The organism is Candidatus Leptovillus gracilis, from assembly GCA_016716065.1.
Lineage (GTDB): Bacteria > Chloroflexota > Anaerolineae > Promineifilales > Promineifilaceae > Leptovillus > Leptovillus gracilis.
Genome location: JADJXA010000001.1, coordinates 776,324 through 798,114, shown reverse-complemented (window position 1 = coordinate 798,114; position 21,791 = coordinate 776,324). Strand labels below are relative to the sequence as shown.

15 protein-coding genes are annotated in these 21,791 nt (G+C 58.5%); 1 reads left to right on the top strand and 14 read right to left on the bottom strand.

Annotation, left to right across the window (positions count from 1 at the left end; translation table 11 throughout):
• Positions 1-477: 477 nt before the first annotated feature.
• Entirely contained in the window at positions 478-3,840 is a 3,363-nt protein-coding gene (locus IPM39_03350) for a lamin tail domain-containing protein (protein ID MBK8985108.1), read from the top strand.
• Positions 3,841-4,659: 819 nt separating this feature from the next.
• Here the strand turns inward: IPM39_03350 and IPM39_03345 are convergent.
• From IPM39_03345 to IPM39_03280, 14 genes are all read right to left on the bottom strand, one after another.
• Positions 4,660-6,999, bottom strand: coding sequence for a recombinase (locus IPM39_03345; protein MBK8985107.1), 2,340 nt, complete (start codon positions 6,997-6,999; stop codon positions 4,660-4,662).
• A gap of 92 nt (positions 7,000-7,091) precedes the next feature.
• Positions 7,092-7,544 carry a transcriptional repressor NrdR gene (gene nrdR, locus IPM39_03340; GenBank protein ID MBK8985106.1) on the bottom strand — a complete coding sequence of 151 codons (453 nt, stop codon included), beginning with the start codon at positions 7,542-7,544 and terminating at the stop codon, positions 7,092-7,094.
• A 281-nt stretch (positions 7,545-7,825) separates the two neighbouring features.
• A complete protein-coding gene (gene ftsZ / locus IPM39_03335; protein ID MBK8985105.1) occupies positions 7,826-8,956 on the bottom strand; it encodes a cell division protein FtsZ in 1,131 nt (376 codons plus the stop codon).
• Positions 8,957-9,062: 106 nt separating this feature from the next.
• Positions 9,063-10,277 carry a cell division protein FtsA gene (gene ftsA, locus IPM39_03330; protein ID MBK8985104.1) on the bottom strand — a complete coding sequence of 405 codons (1,215 nt, stop codon included), beginning with the start codon at positions 10,275-10,277 and terminating at the stop codon, positions 9,063-9,065.
• 19 nt (positions 10,278-10,296) lie between these two features.
• Positions 10,297-11,268, bottom strand: a complete 972-nt coding sequence (locus IPM39_03325) for an FtsQ-type POTRA domain-containing protein (GenBank protein ID MBK8985103.1) — start codon at positions 11,266-11,268, stop codon at positions 10,297-10,299.
• Positions 11,269-11,317: 49 nt separating this feature from the next.
• Complete coding sequence (locus tag IPM39_03320; GenBank protein ID MBK8985102.1) at positions 11,318-12,460, bottom strand: D-alanine--D-alanine ligase; 1,143 nt, start codon at positions 12,458-12,460, stop codon at positions 11,318-11,320.
• 90 nt (positions 12,461-12,550) lie between these two features.
• Positions 12,551-13,510, bottom strand: a complete 960-nt coding sequence (murB, locus tag IPM39_03315) for a UDP-N-acetylmuramate dehydrogenase (protein MBK8985101.1) — start codon at positions 13,508-13,510, stop codon at positions 12,551-12,553.
• A gap of 84 nt (positions 13,511-13,594) precedes the next feature.
• Positions 13,595-15,013, bottom strand: a complete 1,419-nt coding sequence (locus IPM39_03310; GenBank protein ID MBK8985100.1) for a UDP-N-acetylmuramate--L-alanine ligase — start codon at positions 15,011-15,013, stop codon at positions 13,595-13,597.
• Position 15,014: 1 nt separating this feature from the next.
• Positions 15,015-15,587: a CvpA family protein gene (locus IPM39_03305; GenBank protein MBK8985099.1), complete on the bottom strand. Its 573-nt coding sequence runs from the start codon at positions 15,585-15,587 to the stop codon at positions 15,015-15,017.
• Positions 15,584-16,711, bottom strand: a complete 1,128-nt coding sequence (locus IPM39_03300; protein ID MBK8985098.1) for a UDP-N-acetylglucosamine--N-acetylmuramyl-(pentapeptide) pyrophosphoryl-undecaprenol N-acetylglucosamine transferase — start codon at positions 16,709-16,711, stop codon at positions 15,584-15,586. The genes IPM39_03305 and IPM39_03300 overlap by 4 nt, the downstream gene beginning before the upstream one ends.
• A 38-nt stretch (positions 16,712-16,749) precedes the next feature.
• Positions 16,750-17,910, bottom strand: coding sequence for a cell division protein FtsW (locus tag IPM39_03295; GenBank protein MBK8985097.1), 1,161 nt, complete (start codon positions 17,908-17,910; stop codon positions 16,750-16,752).
• Between the two features lie 78 nt (positions 17,911-17,988).
• Positions 17,989-19,338 carry a UDP-N-acetylmuramoyl-L-alanine--D-glutamate ligase gene (murD, locus tag IPM39_03290; protein ID MBK8985096.1) on the bottom strand — a complete coding sequence of 450 codons (1,350 nt, stop codon included), beginning with the start codon at positions 19,336-19,338 and terminating at the stop codon, positions 17,989-17,991.
• The gene (locus tag IPM39_03285) at positions 19,338-20,330 is read right to left on the bottom strand and encodes a phospho-N-acetylmuramoyl-pentapeptide-transferase (protein MBK8985095.1); all 993 of its coding nucleotides are present in this window, start codon (positions 20,328-20,330) and stop codon (positions 19,338-19,340) included. Before IPM39_03285 ends, murD begins: the two co-directional genes overlap by 1 nt.
• A complete protein-coding gene (locus IPM39_03280; GenBank protein ID MBK8985094.1) occupies positions 20,330-21,739 on the bottom strand; it encodes a UDP-N-acetylmuramoyl-tripeptide--D-alanyl-D-alanine ligase in 1,410 nt (469 codons plus the stop codon). Before IPM39_03280 ends, IPM39_03285 begins: the two co-directional genes overlap by 1 nt.
• Between the last annotated feature and the right edge of the window lie 52 nt (positions 21,740-21,791).

The window sequence follows — 21,791 nt, the reverse complement described above, 5'->3', positions numbered from 1 at the left end:
GTAATCTTTGACAAATATGCTTGCTCGCTGTGCAAGCTTCTGGCTTGTAAGGCAGCAATTCTCAATTTGCCCTGGTGTTATCGTAGGGGCGGGACGGCGCGAACAGGTAACAGCCGCAGCGAACAGCATTTTCCCGCGCCGTCTCGCCCAATGGGACCCAAAGAGGGGCGAGACAGGCGGGAGGCAGGCATTGGTGATGGGCAAAGATGCTGCACCGCCCCTACGGCTGGATTTCAAAATGCGAATTGCTGCTTGTAAGGGGTCGTGCTATCGAATCCGAGTCGCACAATATCCGGCGTTTCTCTTGAAATAATTGCCATTTTCTTTTATAAACGTATTGAGTTACGGTTGACCTGCCGGTTCAACGCGGCGTGCAGTCATCAAAAGTAAATCAATTGAATCATGTGACATACCGTATGGGGCGGTTTGTTATGTCGCACTCCGCACCGGTATTCCGCACTGAACGAGGAGGGTATCATGTGGAAACGTATGGCCTGGTTGATGTTGGTTACGATTTTGCCAGTTTGTTTTGTGTGGGCGCTGCTGGGCGGGGGAGGAGGGCAAACGGCCGCTGCCGCTCCTACCGATCCCCCTTTTATCATCATCAACGAAATCCACGCCGATCCGGCCGATGACATAACCGGTGACGCCAATGGCGACGGTATTCGCAGCGCCGACGATGACGAATTTGTCGAATTGGTCAACGTTGGCAATGATGTGTTGGATCTCAGCGGCTGGACGCTGCACGATGTCGCTTCGCCGACGAACCCGCGCCACACGTTCTGGTCGGGGACTGTGCTGCCACCGGGCTGCGCGGTCATCGTGTTTGGCGGCGGTAATCCTACCGGCGCGTTTGGCGGCAGTATTGTGCAGACAACAACCAGCCTGTCACTGAACAATACGAATGAAACGGTGACATTGAAAGATTTAACGGGCACGGCCGTCATCTCCTACACCTATGGCAGCGAGGGCGGTGACAATCAATCGCTCACCCGCAGCCCAGACCTCACCGGACCAAATCCACTCATCAAACATACCATCGCCGCCGGTTCAAGCACCTCCCTGTTTTCCCCCGGCACGCGGGTGGATGGCGCCCCCTTTGCTTCCTGCGAACTGCCGCCGATGGCCGACCTGTCCGTGAGTAAAACCGGCCCGCCAATCGCCGCGCCTGGGGAAAACGTGGTCTACCAGCTTCGGGTGCAAAATCTGGGCGACCTGACGGCCGTGCAAACCATTCTCACCGACACCCTGCCAACCGGCCTGACCTACATCGCCCACAGCGGCGGCTATCCGCTGACGCAGCCCGACGCCCACACGTTGGTCTGGCAGTTGGGCGATTTACCAGCCGCCGCCGACTGGCAATTTAGCCTGACGACGACGTTGGACACGGCCGTTTCCGGCGTCTTCACCAACACCATCCAGGCGGCCACAGCCACCTCTGAAACTACCCAGAGCAACAATCAGACTACGGCCGTAACCGTCATCAGCCGCCGCGATGTACTCATAGACGCCATTTACTACGACGCCTATGAAGGGCTGCTCGACGAGGCGATCGCCCTGCGCAACGTCAGCGCCCAGCCGATAGACGTGGGCGGCTGGCAGATCAGCGATGGAGCAGCGACGGCCGTTTTGCCAGCCAATACCTTCATCCCCGCTCAGACCGCCATTTGGTTAAGCAACGATGCCCTGGCGTTCCAACGGCAGTTCGGCCATGCCCCAGACCTGGCCAGAGTAACCGGCGGGCTGCCCATCCCGGCGCTTATCGGCGCCTGGCCTGGCTACGCCAACGATGGCGACGAAGTGCTGCTGCGTAATGCCGCCGGCGTTTGGGTGGATGTGTTGGTGTATGAAGCCGGCAATATCGGGCAGCCCGGTTGGTTGGGGCCGGCGGTGCAGCCTTACGCCGGCGGCGGATTGGCCGTGGCCGGCCAGATTCTTTACCGGATGCGCGATCAACTTACCGGTCAGCCGACGCCGGACACCGACACAGCCGCCGACTGGGCCCAATCTACCACCGACGTGATTAACGGCCGTAAAGTGCGCTACCCTGGTTGGGATTTAGACGCCTTTTTTTTCACCACACGGGTGACGGAAACGGCCGTCATCACTCTGGCCATCGCCCCAGACAACGCCTATCACGCCATCGTCAGCCAGATTGACCACGCCCAAAACAGCATCCACGCCGCGGCGCTGACCATCGAAAGCATTGCCATTAGCGATGCGCTGGTCCGGGCTGCCAATCGCGGCGTTGCCGTGTCGCTTCTCTTGGAAGGCGGGCCTCCTGGTGGCCTGAGCGATCAGGAAAAGTACATTTGTCAGCAGATTGAACAGGCATCTGGCGCGTGCTGGTTCATGATCAACGACGCGGCCAACAAAATTAATGACCGCTACAGCTATCTACATGCCAAATTCATGCTGCTGGACGACGAATGGGTCATCATTAGCAGCCAAAACTTCTCGCCAGACAGCCTGCCCGATGATGATAAGAGCGATGGAACCTGGGGGCGGCGCGGAGTGGTGCTGCTGACCAATGCGCCCACGGTGGTGCAGCACGTACAACTGCTGCACGACTACGATTTTGACCCCACCCATCATGCTGACGTTTTTCGTTGGTTGCCCACACCAGACTGGCTGCCGCCGCCCAACTTTGTGCCTATCACGGCGACCGGCGGCATTACGTACCCGGTGTTTTATCCTGCGCCCTCCGTTTTTACCGGCGTATTCCCATTGGAAATTGTGCAATCGCCGGAAAACAGCCTGCGCGATGTGGATGGATTATTGGGCCTGGTCAACCGGGCGGGAACCGGCGATGTGGTATGGGTGCAGCAGTTGTATGAACGGCCGTTTTGGGGGTCAGCAGCCACCGGTTCGCCAACCACCGACCCCAATCCCCGGCTGGAGGCATACATCGCCGCCGCCCGGCGTGGCGCCGACGTGCGCTTGCTGCTGGACAGCTTCTTCGACGCCCCGTCCAGCCCCACCAGCAACCGGGCGACGTGTGATTATGTGAACAATTTGGCCCTGCTAGAACGCCTACGGCTGGACTGCGCTCTGAACAACCCAACCGGCCTGGGAATTCATAACAAAATGGTGCTGGTTCGGCTGAACGGCCGTGGCTACGTCCACGTTGGCAGCCTGAACGGTTCCGAACAATCGCACAAGGACAACCGCGAATTAGCTCTGCAAGTTCAATCCGACGCCATGTTCGCCTTGCTGGCCGAAATGTTCATCCATGATTGGCCCCATCAGCTCTATTTGCCCATCGTCCTGAACAATTTCATCGGTCCAGCCGCCCATCCCCTCATCAGCGAAGTCTTGTATGATCCCCCCGGTCCCGACACGACCGAGTTTATCGAGCTGGTCAACCCCACGCCGCTGATTTGGGACCTAAGCCATTACAGCATCAGCGACGCGGTGAATCGTACAGATTTTGAAGACACGCGCCGTTTTCCGGCCGGCACATTCCTTTTGCCTGGTCGCGTCCTTGTTGTCGCCCTCAGCGCGGCCGATTTCTTTGCCGAATATGGCTTCTATCCCGATTTCGAGATATTGAATACGTCGGCATTAACGCCTGACCTGATTGATGATTTGTCTTGGGGAGACCCGGCAACCTTCTTACAATTGGGCAACCAGGGTGATGAAGTAATCTTGCGCAATGTGCAGGACCAGGTGGTGGATGTATTGACGTATGGTACGGGGAATTACCCTGGGGCGGTTGGCTGTCCGTTGGTTAGCTTACTCAATGCCAGCCTGGAACGCCTACCTTATTGGCGCGACACAGATAACTGTACGCTGGACTTCAGAGAGTGGCCTTTCCCCAATCCAGGCTCGCTACCATAAGCAAATAAGCCTGCGTCCTCTTTGAGGGCGCAGGCTTTTGAATCGCTTGCGGCTGCATAGACAAATTCTATGCACAATTGCTTGTTATAGCTTCCAGAAAAGTCTTTTCCTGCGGTTGTAAGGCCACTTGGAAAATCGCCCAGAGAACGATTTGGAAAATCGTTCGACAAATTGCGCGAAGATTTCTCTGGACAACTGTTCAAGCGACAAGAGAAATTGTTCCGTAATTAGGCGAGACTTGTACCTACCTGGACGATTGGTGAAATCGTTCCAAAACGGTCGGGTGGCCCTGGAAGTTAGTTACCAAATAGGTCTGCGGGGTCAACAGCCCGATCTCCGTCTGGATTGCCGGTTGGCGTACCTGCGCGGGTCGTGATCATACCCTCATAGATGACAGCCGGGGCTTCGTATAGCACGTTGTCTGATGTTGTGATGTTAGCAGAAATTGCCTCAGTTGTCGTCTGAGTATTGTTCATTGCCCTATCTCCTTGTTTGCTTCGATTAGGTAGCACAAGCGGCTCCTTCAAAATATTATGGTTATTATGGCGAATCTAAATAAGCGTGTCAATACAAAAAACGAGTATAAATTGCTGATCTTACAATGTAGGTTACTATTTTCCTAATCTGGAAACGGCTGGATTGTTCTACGGGGACTCAGAAAGCTAGGGGTTCGGCACGATGGCACGGGCAGCAACATCCAATTTTAAGCGGAACTCTGCCAGAAGCAGTCGTGACCAAAGTCCGTATCCTGTATTCCGTAGGGCGCTATCTGTGGCAAATGCCAACGGAAAATGGGATACGGACTTCGGTTTGCGGCTGCTAGGCATCGCATTGGCCGGATAGGCAGGCCAGTTCTTGCGCCGCCGTGGTCAGGTCTTCTTCTTCATAGCGGTAAATCTTGGAGAAATCAATTTCCGGGAATTTTGCCACCAACTGCTCATATTCTTCCCGGCCGATTTCCATGTAAGGCATCTGATCGTATTGGGCGTCGAAAGCCGGTAAGAAGGCCATGCCGCCCACCTTATCCTGGTGTTCCCAAATCCAACGGATGATGTCCAATACCTCATCTTGTTGGTAGGTGATGGTGACGCTGGGATTATGTTCGGTGTAATTGAGTTTGTTTTGCAGCCAGAATTCGCATTGTTCCAGGGCTGTGCGGTCGTTGCGCGTTACAGCGCCTTCGGGCGATTTAACCGGAAAGTGAATGACCCAGGTATTGGCATTGTCGCGGGTCTGGCCGTTTTCTGGATCCATGGGTACGGCCGCGTCTTGCAGCACTTTGCACACTGGGGAATGGGTTCCCACACGGACGTTGCGGATGTAATATTCGGCCCAACGGGCGTGCAAGCCGGAGGCGGAGTTGAGCAGTTGGGAGGAGTTGCCCGATGGTTTGACGCAGGTGGTGGACGCCGATTGATTGATGCCTAACATGGCAGCGTACTGCCGGTTTGTTTCGATGGCTACTTGTTGCAGGTTGGTCTGAACGTCCGGGTCTTGGGCGGCCGGGCTGTCCATTTGTCCGTTCAGGTCTATGCCAAGCAGCCGTTCTTCGACGCAGTTTTGCTGCCACTGCGGCCGCAGACCTGGAAAATAAGTCGCCATAGATTGAATCGTGCCGATGATGGTTGCCAGTTCTACCTTTTCTTTCAGGCTTTCGTAGGTGTCATTGAAGCGGGCGACGGCGCTGGAGAGGTTGCAGAATTGATACGGCCGTAACAAAATTTCACCACATGGATTCGTGCCAAACACCGCCGGCTGCCGCCGCGTCGGCCGGTTTTCCACCGCTGCCTTACGATTAAAAATGCCCGGTTCGCCGCGCCCCGATTCCACCATGTCCAGGACAAAGCGGGTGATTTCGGTTTGCGATAGTTCCCGTTCCGGCCAGACGGCCGAATTGTTGGCGTTCCAACGTTGGCTGTTGCTGCGCCAGAAGTCGCCATCTTTACAATGCAGCATTTCCAGGTCGTCGTAGTCGAACAGGGAGATCATGGCGGTGCGGCGCACGCCGCCAGACACGGCCGCGTCGCCGACGGCGCACATCATGTCATGGGCATCTAACGGCCGTATAAATCCCCCCTGCCGCGCCAAAATCCGGCTGCGGGCGAACTCCAACATCTTGCGCAGCGGTTCTGGCCCGGATGCCCGACCCCCTTTTACACGCAGGGGCGCGCCCGCCGGCCGCACCTGGGAGTAGTCAAACACCACGTCTTCGCCTTCAAACCAGGCCGTCAGGCCCGTGCGCACCGCATCGGCCCAGCCTTCGGAAGAATCCACCACGACGACGGTTTGCGGTGAGTTGCCTTTTTGCCGGGTGATGCGCGGAAACTGTTCCACGTACTGCCGCTCCACGGAAAAGCCGACGCCGCAGCCGCTCATGGAAATGATGAGCGCTTCGACAAATGAGTCTATGCTGTCCACCGGCATGTAGGAGCAGTTGTAAAGGGCGATGTTGTTGCGCCGGGCGGCCGGCCCGGCCATCGCCAGCAGGCGCATAGAGGGCATCACCTTCATTTGCAAAATGCCCTGGCGCAGGCGTTCGTAGGTTTCGGCCGGCAGACGGTAATCTGATAACTCTCGCAGGTAATTGACGGCCCGGTCTACGGTTTCGATCCAGGTTTCGCGTCGGCCTAGCTCGTAGCTAAAGCGAGAATACTTGTCATAAAACTGGAATTTTTGCAACTGCGTGGGAAAGTATTTGTCTGATTCAGCAAAGGCCTGGCGCACCTCTTCGGGCACGGGGCGATGCACACGCATTTTGGCGTGTTCGGCGCGGTAGAGAATGTAATGTTTGGCCGCCTCGTATTCACCGGCGGCTTGCAGCGCCATCTCGACGATGTCTTGGACGCCTTCCACGGTAGGGAGGCTGTATTTGGCGGCAACGACGTTGACCACTTGATGCGTCAGGTCTTCAACAGAGGTTTGGGGTGGGTTGGTCAGGCTGGCGAAACAGCGTTCCAGGGCGATCTGAATGCGGTCCGCGTCGAAGGGCACGATACGGCCGTCGCGCTTGACAATCTGTTTGGGTATGGCTACTTTAAAATAGATGCTGTCGGCCTGCAGAGGGCTGCTCCCATTGCTCCCCTTTTTCCCGTTGACGCCGCTTTTCTTTTGACTCGTTTCTTGTGGCAATTGAATTGTCGCGCCGTGATTTTCAGACATGAATACGCTCCTTTTAGCTTGAGATAAAGGTATCGGACACAAATATGGAGAACAGACCACCCCACAAGCTCTGAGGGATGCGCGAGCCTGCCTTACTTGGTCTGTAATAGACGATCGATTTCGGTACGGATGGATTCCAGGTCGTCGAGACCCAGATAGACGATGGCGTAACGAATATAAGCGACTTTGTCCAACTCTTTGAGTTTAACGATGATTTTGTCGCCCACGAGACGGCTTGGCACTTCTGCGCGTCCCAGTTGTTGCAGCTCGGCTTCAACTTCACCGGCCAGATTTTCGATGTCGGCGGCGGCTACCCGCCGTTTGGCGCAGGCCACCCGAACCCCGGCCAACACCTTATCGCGGGAAAACTCTTCCCGCGTGCCATCCCGCTTCACCAGCAAGGGAGTGGCTAAGATCGGCCGTTCATATGAGCTGTACCGTTGACCACAAACATCACATACTCGGCGGCGGCGCGTGCCGCCGCGGTTGTCGTGGCTGGTGTCTATGACACGGGTTTTGTCGTTGTTGCAGTAAGGGCATTTCACGGTAAAAAATCCTATGGTTTTGCTGCCCAGGTGTATCTTTGCTGGGCAGAAATCCATTTACACGCCAAATATGGGGGTATGGAACTGCTATAACCCTATATCTGGCGTGCGAGAGTGGCAGAATTATAGCATACGGCCGTCCCTGAAACAAGCGACTGAGACGTGAAAAAACCTTAAAAAATTAACGGCCGTTCTTGGAACAGTGCTTGGTGTTCAGTATCCAGTGTTCAGTGTTCAGTAGGCGCACCCCGAACACTGAACACTGGATACCGGTTACTGAATTAGCGTTTTTTGCGCAAAAAGGCAGGGACGTCGAGATCATTGACGCGATAGGCAGAGGAATCAGATTCATAACGGCTGCTGGGCGCCGGCGTGGCTGGTTGGCTGCTCACACTCACCGTCTCGCGGCGTAGGCTGCCACTGCTAGCTGACTGGCTGGCCGGCCGGGCCAAAGGGCGCATCATCGGCATAGAATGTTCAAAGCCGGTGGCGATGACCGTGATGCGAATGGCGTCGCCCATCGTCTCATCAATCACCGCGCCAAAAATCAGGTTCACGTCTGGGTGGGCCGTTTCGCGGATGATGGCCGCCGCCTGGTTGATCTCAAACAGGCTCAGGTCCGGGCCGCCGGTGACGTTAAAGAGGATGCCGCGCGCGCCGTCGATGGTGATGTCCAACAGGCGGCTGGCTAACGCCTGCTCGGCCGCTTTTTGGGCGCGGTCATCGCCGGAGCCGTGCCCCACGGCCATCAGCGCGGCGCCGCCCAGAGACATAATCGCCTTGACGTCGGCGAAGTCCAGGTTGATCAGACCGGGCACGGTGATGAGTTCGCTGATGCCCTGGATACCCTGCCGCAGCACGTCGTCGGCCAGTTTGAAGGAGTCGAGCAGGCTGATGCGCTTATCGGCCGTTTCCAGCAGCTTGTCGTTGGGAATGACGATCAGCGTGTCCACATGTTCCTTTAGCTCTTCGATACCGGCTTCGGCGGCGCGGGCACGGTGGGCGCCTTCAAAGGAAAACGGCCGTGTCACCACCCCAATCGTCAGCGCCCCTTCTTCACGCGCTACTTTAGCCACCGTCGGCGTCGCCCCGGTTCCTGTGCCGCCGCCCATACCGGCCGTCACAAACACCATATCGGAGCCTTGCAGCGCTTCATGCAGCTCTTCCACCGACTCTTCGGCCGCTTTCAGCCCCACTTCCGGGTTGCCGCCAGAGCCGAGGCCGCGCGTGGCCCGTTCGCCCAACTGCAACTTGTGCGGCGCCAGACTGGTTTGCAGCGCCTGACGGTCCGTATTCACGGCGATGAAATCCACACCGACGATGTTTTCTTCAATCATGCGGTTGATGGCGTTGCTGCCGCCGCCGCCCACGCCGACCACGCGAATCAGGGCGGTGCCCTCCGCTTCCGGCATTCTCTGTACTCTTTTTGCATATTCCTGTGCTTTCATTTTCACATCCCTCTGTTTATTTCAGCCAACAACCTTTTACAAAACTGGTACGTTGATGGAATTGGATTCATTAGCCGGGCAGCAGCGCCCGCAAAAAACTACCCATACGCCGTCCCCATAAGCCACTGTTTGGCCGGGGGCGGTACGATTCATGCCCGTCTGTGGCCCAATTAAGTAAACCAATCCCGGTGGCATAAGCGGGACTGTTCAGATTTTCCACCATGCCCACAATGTTTTTGGGCCGGGCCACTCGCGCCGGTACATTCAGCACCCGCTCGGCAATCTCGGTGATGCCGCGCAGTTGGGCCGTGCCGCCGGTGAGTACAATACCCGCCGGCAGCAGGCCATCATAGCCAGAGCGGCGAATTTCTTGCAGAATCAATTGGAAGATTTCCTCCGTGCGCGCTTCAATGACGTAGGCCAGGTCTTGCCGCCCCACCTGAATTTTCTCCCCGCCAAATGGCTCTACAGTGAACAAGAAATTGGGGTCAATTTGCGCTGGGCGGCAGTCGCCATGTTGGATTTTCACCTGTTCGGCCACGTCGTAGGGGGCGCGCAGGCCGATGGCGATGTCGTTGCTGATGTGGTAGCCGCCGATGGGAATGACGGTGGTGTGCCAGACTGTGCCCTGCATATACAGGGCGATATCGGTAGTACCGCCGCCGATGTCGGCGATGATGACGCCCATTTCCCGTTCGTTGGGTTCCAGCACCGCTTCGCCGGAGGCCAGCGCGTTGAGGACAAAGGTATCGGCGCGAATGCCCACATTATCCAGGCATTTGTTCAGGTTCATCACGGCCGGGCTGGCGGCGGTGACAATATGGGTCTCCGCTTCCAGCTTAAAACCGTGCATTCCCAGTGGGTTGCGAATGCCGTCCTGGTCGTCAATGGTGTAACTGCGCGGGATGAGGTGGACAATCTGGCGGTGGTGGGGCACGGCGATGGATTGGGCGGCGTCCAGGGCGCGGCCAATATCTTCGGCGGTGACGCCGCCATCGCTGCGGCCAATGGCGACGGCGCCCCGGTTGTTGCTGGAGCCAATGTGTTCGCCGGCCATGCTGACAATTGCCTGAGACAGGTTATAGCCAGAGGTTTGCTCAGCCTGCTCCACCGCTTTGGCGACGGCGATGGATGTTTCGCTGACATCCATGACCACACCTTTGCGCATTCCACGCGCCGCTTCAATGCCCATGCCGATGATTTGCAGCTTGCCCTGGCGTACTTCGCCAACCAGGGCGCAAATCTTGGTGGTGCCGATGTCAAGTCCAAAAACGATTTCTTCCATAAATCTTTGCCCTCCCAGTTTACGGGGCTTTGTAGTAGGGTTTAGCCTGGTTGCTCACGCTGACGTAGGCCGGCTGTATTTGCCGGACCTGTAAATCGGCGACGATGGTTTCGTAAACTGCCAATTTCTGGTTCATGTCGGTTCCTGTGCCAAAGTAGGCGCGCCAGCCACGGCCGTCTTGGTAGCTTAAACCACTCGCAGGCCGGTAATACAATTTGTCTATATTCGGCCGTAGCTGGCGCAATTGGAGCGCACCCAGGAGGACATCGTTGGGAATAAAACCGATGGCGGCGTGGGGGGACACGGCCGTTTCCCCGGTTCCTTCCATCTCATCCAGGCTTAGACTATCGGCGGAAGGTGTTGGCGGCGCCTCATACTCAATCGTCAAAAGCCCAATAGCCGGCGTGCGCGCCGGGATAAGTTCATACCGTTTGGTGATCCAGAACTGTTGGCCGCCCTCTTGCCAGACAGCAATGGGTGTATCTTCCACAATTTCAATCTCTACCTGGTTCGGCCAGGACAGCGTGACCTTGCTGGCAACCACGCCCGGCAGTTGGGCAATGCGCGCCGCCGCTTCGTTGGGGTCGGCGGCAAACACATGCGCGCCGCCCAATCCGCTGGCGGCCACAACCTCCGCCGGGGGAATGGAAATGGTACCCGTGACCGGAATGGTGGTCAGATAGAACTGCTCTTCGGTGGCGGCCAAATACAGGGCAAACACCGTAAACAGCAGCAGACCCAGGCTCAACCAGCGAGCCGAGAAAACAAAGCCTTTCAAGCCTTGCAGCGGCAGGGTAGTCGCCTGTCGCCGGTTGCGGCGGCGGCGATGGCGCGCTGTTGGCGGCACGGCCGGGGCAGCAATGCGCGGCGGCCGCAGAACATGGGCCGACTGCACCTGGCGCATTTGCGGCTGCTTGCGCAGACGTTGGCCCGGCGGGCGGCCTGACGGTTGGGAACGACGGGGTCGTTTGGGTTGTGGGTCTTGTGTCATAAGATTTCGGATTTTTGATTTCGGATTGCCTACTATCAACTCCCAACTATCAACTATCAACTCCTGCCGAGAAGCTGGTCTTGGTATTGGCTTTTTCAGTGTGCCGTTCCAACGCCAGTTCGATTAGTCTATCTAGCAACCGTGGGTAGGGCAGGCCGCTGGCTTCCCACAGTTTGGGATACATGGAAATGCGGGTGAAGCCGGGAATGGTGTTGATTTCGTTGATATAGAGTGCGCCGGTGTCCGTGTCTAGCAGCAAATCCACGCGGCCCATGCCGGCGCAGTCTATGGCCTGGTAGGCGCGCAGGGCCAGGGCTTGCACGGCAACGGCCGTTGCCGCATCCAGCTGCGCCGGAATGATCAGCTCCGAATAGTCATCGGAGTCTGGCGCGGCCAGGTACTTGGCCGTGTAGTCGTAAAAGTCGCGGCGCGGGCGGATTTCGCCCACCACGCTGGCAGCCGGGTTTTCGTTGCCCAGCACGGCCACTTCCAGTTCGCGCACATGGATGCCCTGTTCGACGACGATGCGCCGGTCGTATTGGGCCGCTTCACGCAGCCCTGCCTCTAGTTCGGCGCGATTTTGGCATTTGCTGATGCCCACGCTGGAGCCGAGGTTGGCCGGTTTGGTGAACATAGGGTAGCTCAGGATGGCTTCTAATTCGTCTAATACGGCCGTACCGCGCGCCTGCCATTCTTGCCGCGTGATCAGCTTCCAGGGCAGCACCGGCAGGCCATTGGCCGCCATGACATGTTTAAAGATCGCCTTGTCCATGCCCACCGCCGAGCCAACCACGCCCGCGCCGACGTAGGGTAAATCGGCCAATTCCAGCAAACCTTGTACCGTGCCGTCTTCGCCATAGGTGCCATGCAGCACAGGGATCAGGACGTCCAGATGGGTGACGGCCGTTACCCCGGCGGCCTGCACACCATCTTCGCGTAGTTCCATCAGGCCAGATGCCTGGGGGTCGGGCAGCAGGGCGGCTGTTTGCACGGCCGTATGCCCTTCGGCCAGCGCTGCCATCACCTCGCCGGTCAGCCAACGGCCGTCGCGCGTGATGCCCACCGGCACTACGTCGTACTTCGCCCGGTCCAATGCGTCCATCACCGACTGCGCCGACAGCAGCGACACTTCATGCTCGCCTGACCGCCCGCCAAAGATGACGCCAACCTGGATTTTGCCTGGATTTTCCATAGAGAGTTGTTAGTTGTTAGTTGGGAGTTGATAGTGGATAGTTGTTAGTGGACAGCTTCTTGCTATCAACTAACAACTATCCACTCCCAACTATTCATTAAATTGCCACTCGCCTACCAATTCCACTTCCAATTCCATCTCCACGCCGAACTGCTCGCGCACGCGGTGCCAGGCTTCGGCGATGAGGCTGCGAATGTCTTCGGCCGTGGCGTCGCCGTCGCTGACGAAGAAGTTGGCGTGCTTTTCGGAAATACGCACCGCGCCGACCTGAAAACCTTTGAGACCGGCCGTATCAATCAGATAGCCCGCGTAATAGTTGGGCGGGTTTTTGAACATGGATCCCATGCTGGCGCCGCCGGGCTGCGTTTGCTTGCGATAGGCAGTGAAGCCGTCGGCGCGGGCGGTCAACACGCTGACCGGTTCTGGCGTTAATTGCAGCTCGGCCGCAAGCACGACGCGCCGCGCCAGGTTGCGCCCCTGCTCCCGCTTCAGCAGGCTGTCGCGGTAGCTGTATTTCAGCTCTTCTTTGCTGTACAGTTTGGCCCCGCGTCCCGGTTCCCAGATGTTGGCCGCCAGCAAATTGCCGGCCATGTCGCCGCCGTGCGCGCCAGAATTGCCCACCACCGCGCCGCCCAACGTGCCGGGGATGCTGATGGCCCATTCCAGCCCACCCAACCCCTTGCCCACGCACTGCCGCGCCAGCGAGGAGAGGTTCATGCCAGACTCGACGGTGCAGACGACGTGGGCGCCGGTGTGACGGAAGCGCACGGTTTTGGCGCGGTTCATGATGATCAGCCCGCGCACGCCTTCGTCGGCGACCAGGATGTTGGAGCCGCCGCCGAGGATGAAGTAGGGAATGTGTTGGGCATAAGCCAGTTCTACGGCCGTTTGCAGTTCCAGCGCGTTTTCTACCGTCAGAAACATTTCCGCCGGGCCGCCGACCCGCGCCGACGTATACTTCGCCAGCGGCACGCCCAACTCGAACCGCTCGCCAAAAATCTCCCGGTATTGGCTCTGGATTGCTTCAAGTACAGATGTCTTTAAATTCATGCCCCTTAATCCTGTGGTAGATAGAGCGAGAGCGAGAGCGAGAGCGAGAGCGAGAGGAGAGATTCCCTTACTCTAGCTCTCGCTCTAGCTCTGTACTCGCTTCTTCAATCCTTCCAATACCCACTGCCCAACTTCGTTGCCATCGCCTGCGCCCAGGGTCAGGATGACGTCGTGGGGGCGGATGCGGTCTAGCAGGTAGTCGGCGGCGGCGCGCCGGTCGGGGATGTGGATGGCGTGGGGATGGCTCATGGCCTGGAGGACAACGGCCGTATCCATGCCCAACGTATCCTGTTCCCGACTGCGATAAATATCCAACGCGATCACCCGGTCGGCCTGATCAAAACTTTTGGCGAACTGCTCCAGCAGCAAGCGGGTGCGGCTGTAGGTGTGTGGCTGCCACACCGCCCACAAACGGCGGCCGGGAAAGCGCTGCCGCGCCGCGGCCAGAGTCGCCTGAATCTCGGTGGGGTGGTGGGCGTAATCGTCAATCACCGTCACCCGACCCACCTCGCCCAAAACCTGGAAGCGCCGGCCCATACCGCCAAATTCGGCCAACGCCTGGCGAATTGTGGAAAAATCCACGCCTAAATCCAACCCGACGATGATGGCCGCCAGGGCGTTGCGCACGTTGTGTTCGCCAGGCACGCGCAGCCGCGCCAGCCCGATCAACTGCCCATCTTCCTCAACGACAAAATCCATGCCGCCCAGTTGGTTGGGGCGGCAGTCCAGCGCCAGGAAATCGGCGGACACGGCCGTTTCCTCATTTGCCAGGGCATAGGTGGTAATTTCCACGTCGGACAGCGGCAGGTTTTGCAGCAGGGCTTGCACGCCAGCATCGTCGGCGCAGGCGATCAGCCGGCCGCCATCGGGCAGCAGGCCGATAAATTCGCGGAACGCGCCCACGTAATCCGCCTCGGTGGGGAAGAGGTCTGGGTGGTCGTGTTCCACGCTGGTGATGACGGCTACTTCCGGGCGCAAGCCCAGGAACATGTGGTCGTATTCGTCGGCTTCAATCACAAAATAGTCGCCTTCACCGTAACGGCCGTTGCTTTCTATGCTCGGCAGCGTGCCACCAACAATCACCGTCGGGTCCAGGTCGGCCTGGAGCAAAATCTGGGCGATCATGCCGGTGGTGGTGGTTTTGCCGTGCGAACCGGCCACGGCAATGCCGATGTGGTCGGCCATGAGCTGGCCTAAAAAGTCGGCCCGTTTGAGAACGGGAATACCTTGCGCCCGCGCCGCGGCTACCTCCAGGTTGCTTTCAGGCACGGCCGAAGAGATGAACAGCGCATCGGCTGCGGCGATGTTTTCGGCCCGATGGCCCAGGTAGATGGTGGCGCCGGTGGCGGCGAGAACGGCCGTTAACTCATTCGTTTGCATATCTGATCCAGAAACCACAAACCCTTTGCCCAACAGCACACGCGCCACAGCGGACATTCCCGATCCGCCAATGCCAACCAGATGAATGTGCATTCCTTGCCGCAGTTTAAACTCTGTACCCATCCTAAATCATCACAACAATCACAAATAAAAATACAATGACCACCAAAAAGGGCAGATAGGGGGCCAAAAAAGGTATCGGTAAATTATTGAGCAGCGGTACTACATCTGTGGGTCGCACAATAAACGCAAACGGATATTGCACACCCGGAGGCAGGCGGACCCAACTGCCCGGTGACTGCAATTGGAATTCCAAGAAAGCCAGCATGGCCCCCACGATTAAGTACCCGTTCACCCCGCCGACCAACATACCCATCAGCTTGTCCTGGAAGTTGTCGCGCACGCGCAGTTTACCGGTCAGGCGGGCGCCGGCCAGAGCGGGTCCCTGGTAGCTAAAAAAGGCGATGAGCAGATAGATGGCCGCATAGAGATAAAAGACCTGGCGGCGCATCGCGTCGGTGTCTAGCGTGCCACCGCCGCCCACAAACGAGGCCAGATAGGTGCCAAACTGGTTGATGGCGAACAGCGCCAGAATCAAACCAGAGGTAGCGATAACCTCTCTGGTCCAGCCGCGTAACGCGCCGACGACGGCAAAAAGCATCACCATAATCCAGAAGAAGGCGCTAATGCTAATCACGCGGTGGCTCCTTTTGCTTCAGACACGGCCGTCTGATAGATAACCTGGGCCAGCCGGGCGGCTGCTTCGGGCACGGCCAGGGCGCGGGCGGCGGCGCGCATCTGCGCCAGGCGCGCCGGGTTCTGAAACAGGCTCGCAATGAGCGGGCTGAGTTCTTCTGGCAGGCGCTCGTCGGTTAACTGCACGGCCGCGCCGCGTTCGGTCAGGTAATCAGCGTTGACCTTCTGGTAGCGCCAGGCGAAGGCCAGCGGAACCAGAATTGTGGGCAGACCAAAGGCCGGGCTTTCGCCCAACATGCTGGCTCCGGCGCGGGCCACAGCCAGATCGGCGGCGCGGAAGGCAGCCCCCATTTGCTCGTGCAGATAGGGATAGGGGCGATACCACGGCCGCAAGGCGTCTGGCAGCGTATTGGCATATGCCTCCACCTGCGGCCAGGTCAGGTCGCCGCTGACATGGATGATCTGGCAGTAGGCCAGCAGGTCTGGCAGGGCGTCCATCAGCGCTTGGTTGATGTTCCAGGAGCCGCGGCTGCCGCCAAAGACGAACAGGGTGGGGCGACCGGGTTGTAGATCGAATTGGGCCAGGGCTTCCGCCTGGCTGATGTGGCTGGCGGCGCGAATTTCCGGCCGCAGCGGGTAGCCGGTGACGACCATTTTTTCGGCCGGGACGAATTCGCTGGACAGGTGGGTGGTGCAGGCGACCTTGTGCGCCAGGGGCATGACGGTTTTGATGGCCGAACCCGGTTCCACGTCTGGCAAGAAGATGACGATGGGCACGCCGTGCAGGCGGGCCGCCAGGGCTACAGGCGCGGCCATGTAGCCGCCAGTCATCAGCATGACGTCGGGTTTGAATTGCCGCATTAATCGTGCGGCCGTGCCTACGCTCCAGGTCAGTTTCGCCACGTTTTTCACCCTCGTTATCAGAGGAACACCCACCACTGCGCCGCCGCGGATGGTTTTTAATGTCAGGCCCGCGCGTGGAACCAGTTTTTCTTCCATTTCACCGCACGCGCCGACCCACAAGATTTGCTCCCGGCTGACGCCGAGGGCTTGTAATTCAGAAACGGCCGTTAAAGCCGGATAAATGCCGCCGCCAGTCCCCCCGGCGCATACCAATACCTTCATAATTGTGAATTGTGAATTGTGAACTAGAAATTCACAATTCAGACTTTTTTCTCCGGTTGCACGCGCCGTTCTATGGCGGCGTCGCGGGAGATGTTGAGCAGAATGCCGATGCCCAGCATGGAAAACAGCAGCGATGAGCCGCCATAACTGAGGAAGGGCAGCGGGATGCCGGTGAATGGGATGATGGCGGTGATGACGGAAATGTTGATCAATGCCTGAAATGTCAGCCAGCAGGTAATGCCCAGGGCCAGCAGCGAGCCGTAGATGTCGCGGGCGTTTAGAGCGATGCGAATGCCGCGCCAGGCCAACATCGCCAGCAGGCTGATGAAGACCAGTGCGCCGACCAGCCCCAATTCCTCGCCTAAAATGGCAAAAACGCCGTCGGTGTGGGCGGCCGGCAGTGGGCCAAATTTCTGTGTGCTTTCGCCGATGCCCACGCCGAACCAGCCGCCGCGCCCCAGGGCAATGAGCGTCTGCTGCACGTGCCAACCCGCCTGGGCCGGGTCGCGCAGGGTTTCGCGGTAGGCGTCTACGCGGGCGGCGGCGTGGGGCAGGGCGTTGATGAGAATGATAAAAACCACACCGCCGGCCAATACGGCCACGCCGAACTGCCGCCAATCGGCCCCGGCGATGAAGAAGAGGGCGAAGCAGATCAGGGCGATGAGTACGGCCGTGCTCAAATCTGGCTGGCGCACAATCAGGGCGCATACCAGGCCGGTAATCACCGAGAAGGGCAGCAAGCCATACGTCAGGTCCTTGATGCGATCTCCTTTGGAAGAGAGCCAGTGGGCGATGTACAAAATAGTCGCCAGTTTTGCTACCTCGGAAGGCTGGTAAGAGCCTTCATAAATACCGCGCTGCGCGCCGAAAATAGACTCGCCGAAGAAAAGAACCACCACCAGCCCGGCCAATGTCAGACCCAGAAAGGGCACAGAAATGTAACGAAAGGCGTGGTAGTCGAACTGCATGATCAGGATGATACCAACCAGCCCTAACAGCATCGCCACAAACTGGCGTTCAAAATAATAGGTTGGTTCATCTTTGAACAGCAGGCCATAATCAAAGGTGGTAGAGTAAACCATCATCATGCCGACAATGAGCAAACCGGCAGCCGTGAGCAGCAGCCAATAATCGAACAGGAAGCGTTGTCCTGGCCGGACGCGGTTGGTTTGTTTGCGGACAACATTGATGCTTGTCATGATTGATGGTCCTTTTTCTAAATCTCTGCTTCGTGTTAGTACTCGTCTAAACGTTTAACTCTTTCCGAGAGGTTGAACTTAAAGTTCGGCCACGAGCACTCTAAAATGCTCGCCGCGTTCGGCGAAATCGGTGAAGGCGTCGTAGCTGGTTCCGCCAGGCGAGAGCAGTACAATGTCGCCGGGTTTGGCGAGGTGGGCGGCGGTGGCTACGGCCGTTGCCAACCCTTCCACCCGCGTCATCTGCGTATAGCCGGCCTCGGCCAGCCGCCTTTCCAACATCGCCGCCAGGTCGCCAAACAAAACAACATGTTTCACCCGCTCCGTTACCTGGCGCGTCCATTCGTCCCACTGCATGTCTTTATCGCGGCCGCCAGCCAGCAGTATCAGCGGCTCGTCAAATGAAGCCAGCGCCGCCAGCGCCCGTTCCGGCGCGGTGGCGATGGAGTCGTTGATATAGCGTGCGCCGCGCAGTTCGCGCACCAGTTCCAGCCGGTGTTCCACCCCTCTGAAGGTACGAATCGCCTGGCGCATGGCCTCGGCCGGAATGCCTACCGTGTCGGCCAGGGTGACGGCCGCCAGGACGTTGAGGACGTTGTGTTGGCCGGGCAGGTGGATATCGCTGAGGGGGCAAACGGCCGTTTCCCGGCCATTTTTCAGCCAGATGTATTCGTCGCGCACAAATGCGCCATCGGCAACCGCGCCGCGCCGGCTAAAGGTGCGCAGCCGTCCACGCACTTCACCCGCCAGCGACATGGCGCCGGCGTCGTCGGCGGCCAGCACGGCCACATCGTCGGCCGATTGGTAACGTAAGATGTTGGCTTTGGCGTTGGCGTAGGCGGCCATCGTCTTGTGGCGGTCCAGATGGTTGGGCGTGACGTTCAGCACAGCGGCCACACGTGGGCTTTGCGTCCAGATTTCTAGCTGGAAACTGGAAAGTTCCTGCACCACCATGTCGTCGGGCTGCATTTTGTGCAGGTCGGCAATCAGCGGGCGGCCGATGTTGCCGCCAACCCAGGTGCGCCGCCCGGCAACCTGCCCCATGACGCCGGTGAGGGCAGTGGTGGTGGTTTTGCCGGCCGAACCGGTGATGCCGATAACGGCCGTAGGCGCTCGTTTCATAAATTCCTGCGAATCGTTGGTAATCGTTATGCCCCGTTGCCGGGCGGCCAGGACCAGCGGCGCGTCAGCGGGCACACCGCCGCTGATCGCCAACACGTCCATCTCTTCTAATAAGCTCATAGGATGTTCTCCTAAGACATATGTCAGATTCAAATCATGCAAATCAGCCAGGCTGCCGGCCAGTTTTTCTGGCGGGCGCAAGTCAGAAATTGTTACCTGTGCGCCCACCTCGGCGGCAAACCGCGCCAGCGCCTTTCCCTGCCGCGCCAGCCCTAAAATCAGTAGTCGTTTGCCGCTTAATTTGTCCATTAAATCAGAGCCAGCGCCATCCCTACCATCGTCGCCAAAATGGCTACCAGCCACCAGCGCTGCACAATTTGTGTTTCGCTCCAGCCGATTAGCTCAAAATGATGGTGGAGAGGGGCCATCTTAAACAGCCGTTTACCGCCGGTGCGCTTGAAATACAACACTTGCAGCGTTGTGGAAAGCATTGAAGCGTAAGGCACGACAGCGATAACCGGCAGAATAAGCCATTGATTGGTCATCAGAGCCACAACGCCCAGCGCGCCGCCCAGCGCCTGGGAACCGACGTCGCCCATAAACATTTGCGCCGGTTTGGCGTTGTACCACAGAAAGGCAAAACAAGCGCCCACCGTGACCATAGAGAAGGTCAGTAAAAAATTTTGGCCTTGCAGGGCAGCGATGATGCCATAGGCGATGAAGGCGGTGGCGGCGATGATTCCGGCCAGCCCATCCAGCCCATCGGTGATGTTGACAGCGTTGGCTGTGCCGGTGATGATGATGACGGCGATGGGAATATACAGAATGCCGATGTCTATCAGGAAGGGCACGGTGGGCACGCCGACGTAGCCATGCCCATTGTTGACCATCCAATACAGCAGCACGGCGGCAACCAGGGCGATACCCAACTGCCACCAGATTTTTACCCGGGCGCGCATCCCTTTTTCGCCATGTGGTCGTGGGCGAAAGCCTAAATAATCGTCTACGCCACCCAGAATCGAGTAGGCAACCATAACGCCCAGGGGAATGATCACGCTTTCGGCGATTTCTAGCTCTTGTAAAAAAACGACGATGTTAACGACCAGACTAACCAACACCACCCAGCCGACGATGAGGATGCCGCCCATGGCCGGCGTACCCATTTTCGCCATGTGGGTTTGTGGTCCCTCGATGCGAATTTGCGCGCCTAATTTGAGCCGCCGCATCGCCTCGATAAACGGTCCACCCCAGATGACGGCCAGCAGAAAAGTCATGGTGGCGACGGTGAGGGCGAATATCATCAGCCTTCTCCCAACGCGGCCACAATGCGGCTCATGTTCATGCCCAACGACCCTTTGATGAGGATCATGTCTTGGGGCGCGATGATTTCTTGCAGGGCGGCGACGGCCGTTGCCAGATCATCCACCATGAATACCCGGTCCGGGGCCATGCCCACCTTTAGCGCTTCTTCGCCCAGCCACCGGGCGCGCTGCCCGACTGTCAGCAGCACGTGGGCCACTTCGGCTGCCCGGCGGCCCACCAGCCGATGCGACGCCTCTTCCATGTAGCCCAACTCTAGCATATCGCCCAACACGGCCAGACGACGGCCGTCTAAATCATGCAGCAGGTTCAGGGCGGCCATGGCCGAGTCTGGGCTGGAGTTGTAGGTATCGTCTATGATGATGGAGCCACGTGGACCGGGCACAGCCACCAGCCGCAGCTGCGCCCGCGAATCGGCCAGCCCGCTGATGATCTGGTCCCAAGACAAGCCTTCGACCAGGCCAACGGCCGTTGCCCGCAGCGCCGTATGCACACTGTGCCGTCCAATCAACGGAACTTGTAGACTGAGCGCTTCCCGGTCATGGTGCAGGGTGAAGCGAATGCCTTCCAGCCCCATGGAGTGGATGTTGTCGGCCCACACATCGGCCGCCGGATTGAGGCCATAGGTGAAAATACGCGCCGGGGTATGGGCGGCCATGCCCATCACCCGGTCGTCGTCTTTGTTCAGAACAGCCGTGCCCTGCGCCGGCAGGCTCTCGACCAATTCTTGCTTGGCGGCGACGATGGCTTCCAGGCTGCCGGCCCGTTCCAGATGCACCGGCCCAACCATGGTGATGACGCCCACCACCGGTTTTGCCAGCTCGCACAGGCGGGCGATTTCGCCGGGGGTGTACATGCCCATTTCCAGGACGGCGTATTGGTGATACGGCCGTAACGCCAGCAGCACTGGTGGCAATCCCAATACGCTGTTGCGGTTGCCCGGCGATTTTAAGGTGGGATAGTGGCGCGCCAGCACCGAATAAACCAGTTCTTTGGTTGAGGTTTTGCCTACGCTGCCGGTAATGGCAATGACCCGCGGCGTAAAGCGCGCGCGCCATGCCTGGGCCACCGCCTGCATCGCCGCCACGGGGTCGTCTACCACCAGGCAGAGGGGCGGCTGAAATGTGAACGTTGGTCTTGGTTGGCCGCTGCGCAGGTCTATGGTGTGGTGGCTGCCGGGCAGCGGCCGGGCGACGATGGCCGCCTGCGACCCCTGGGCAAAGGCGGCGGCCACGTAATCGTGGCCGTCTACGTGTTCGCCTTTCAGGGCGACAAACACGCTGCCAGCCACCGCTTCGCGGCTGTCCACCACAACGCAAGAAACGGCCGGTTCGTGGCCGGTCGTTTCGTACTGCGTCAGCACCTCTAAAAAATCACCAAGACTTAACATAATTGTGAATTGTGAATTGTGAATTGTGAAGTAAAGAGAACTTCACAATTCA

Bases quoted from the DNA above. Each gene is read 5' to 3' on its own strand.
- IPM39_03350 (MBK8985108.1), top strand. From the start codon at position 478: ATGTGGAAACGTATGGCCTGGTTGATGTTGGTTACGATTTTGCCAGTT.
- IPM39_03345 (MBK8985107.1), bottom strand. From the start codon at position 6,999: ATGTCTGAAAATCACGGCGCGACAATTCAATTGCCACAAGAAACGAGT.
- ftsZ (MBK8985105.1), bottom strand. From the start codon at position 8,956: ATGCCGGAAGCGGAGGGCACCGCCCTGATTCGCGTGGTCGGCGTGGGC.
- ftsA (MBK8985104.1), bottom strand. From the start codon at position 10,277: ATGGAAGAAATCGTTTTTGGACTTGACATCGGCACCACCAAGATTTGC.
- IPM39_03325 (MBK8985103.1), bottom strand. From the start codon at position 11,268: ATGACACAAGACCCACAACCCAAACGACCCCGTCGTTCCCAACCGTCA.
- IPM39_03320 (MBK8985102.1), bottom strand. From the start codon at position 12,460: ATGGAAAATCCAGGCAAAATCCAGGTTGGCGTCATCTTTGGCGGGCGG.
- murB (MBK8985101.1), bottom strand. From the start codon at position 13,510: ATGAATTTAAAGACATCTGTACTTGAAGCAATCCAGAGCCAATACCGG.
- IPM39_03310 (MBK8985100.1), bottom strand. From the start codon at position 15,013: ATGGGTACAGAGTTTAAACTGCGGCAAGGAATGCACATTCATCTGGTT.
- IPM39_03300 (MBK8985098.1), bottom strand. From the start codon at position 16,711: ATGAAGGTATTGGTATGCGCCGGGGGGACTGGCGGCGGCATTTATCCG.
- IPM39_03295 (MBK8985097.1), bottom strand. From the start codon at position 17,910: ATGACAAGCATCAATGTTGTCCGCAAACAAACCAACCGCGTCCGGCCA.
- murD (MBK8985096.1), bottom strand. From the start codon at position 19,338: ATGGACAAATTAAGCGGCAAACGACTACTGATTTTAGGGCTGGCGCGG.
- IPM39_03285 (MBK8985095.1), bottom strand. From the start codon at position 20,330: ATGATATTCGCCCTCACCGTCGCCACCATGACTTTTCTGCTGGCCGTC.
- IPM39_03280 (MBK8985094.1), bottom strand. From the start codon at position 21,739: ATGTTAAGTCTTGGTGATTTTTTAGAGGTGCTGACGCAGTACGAAACG.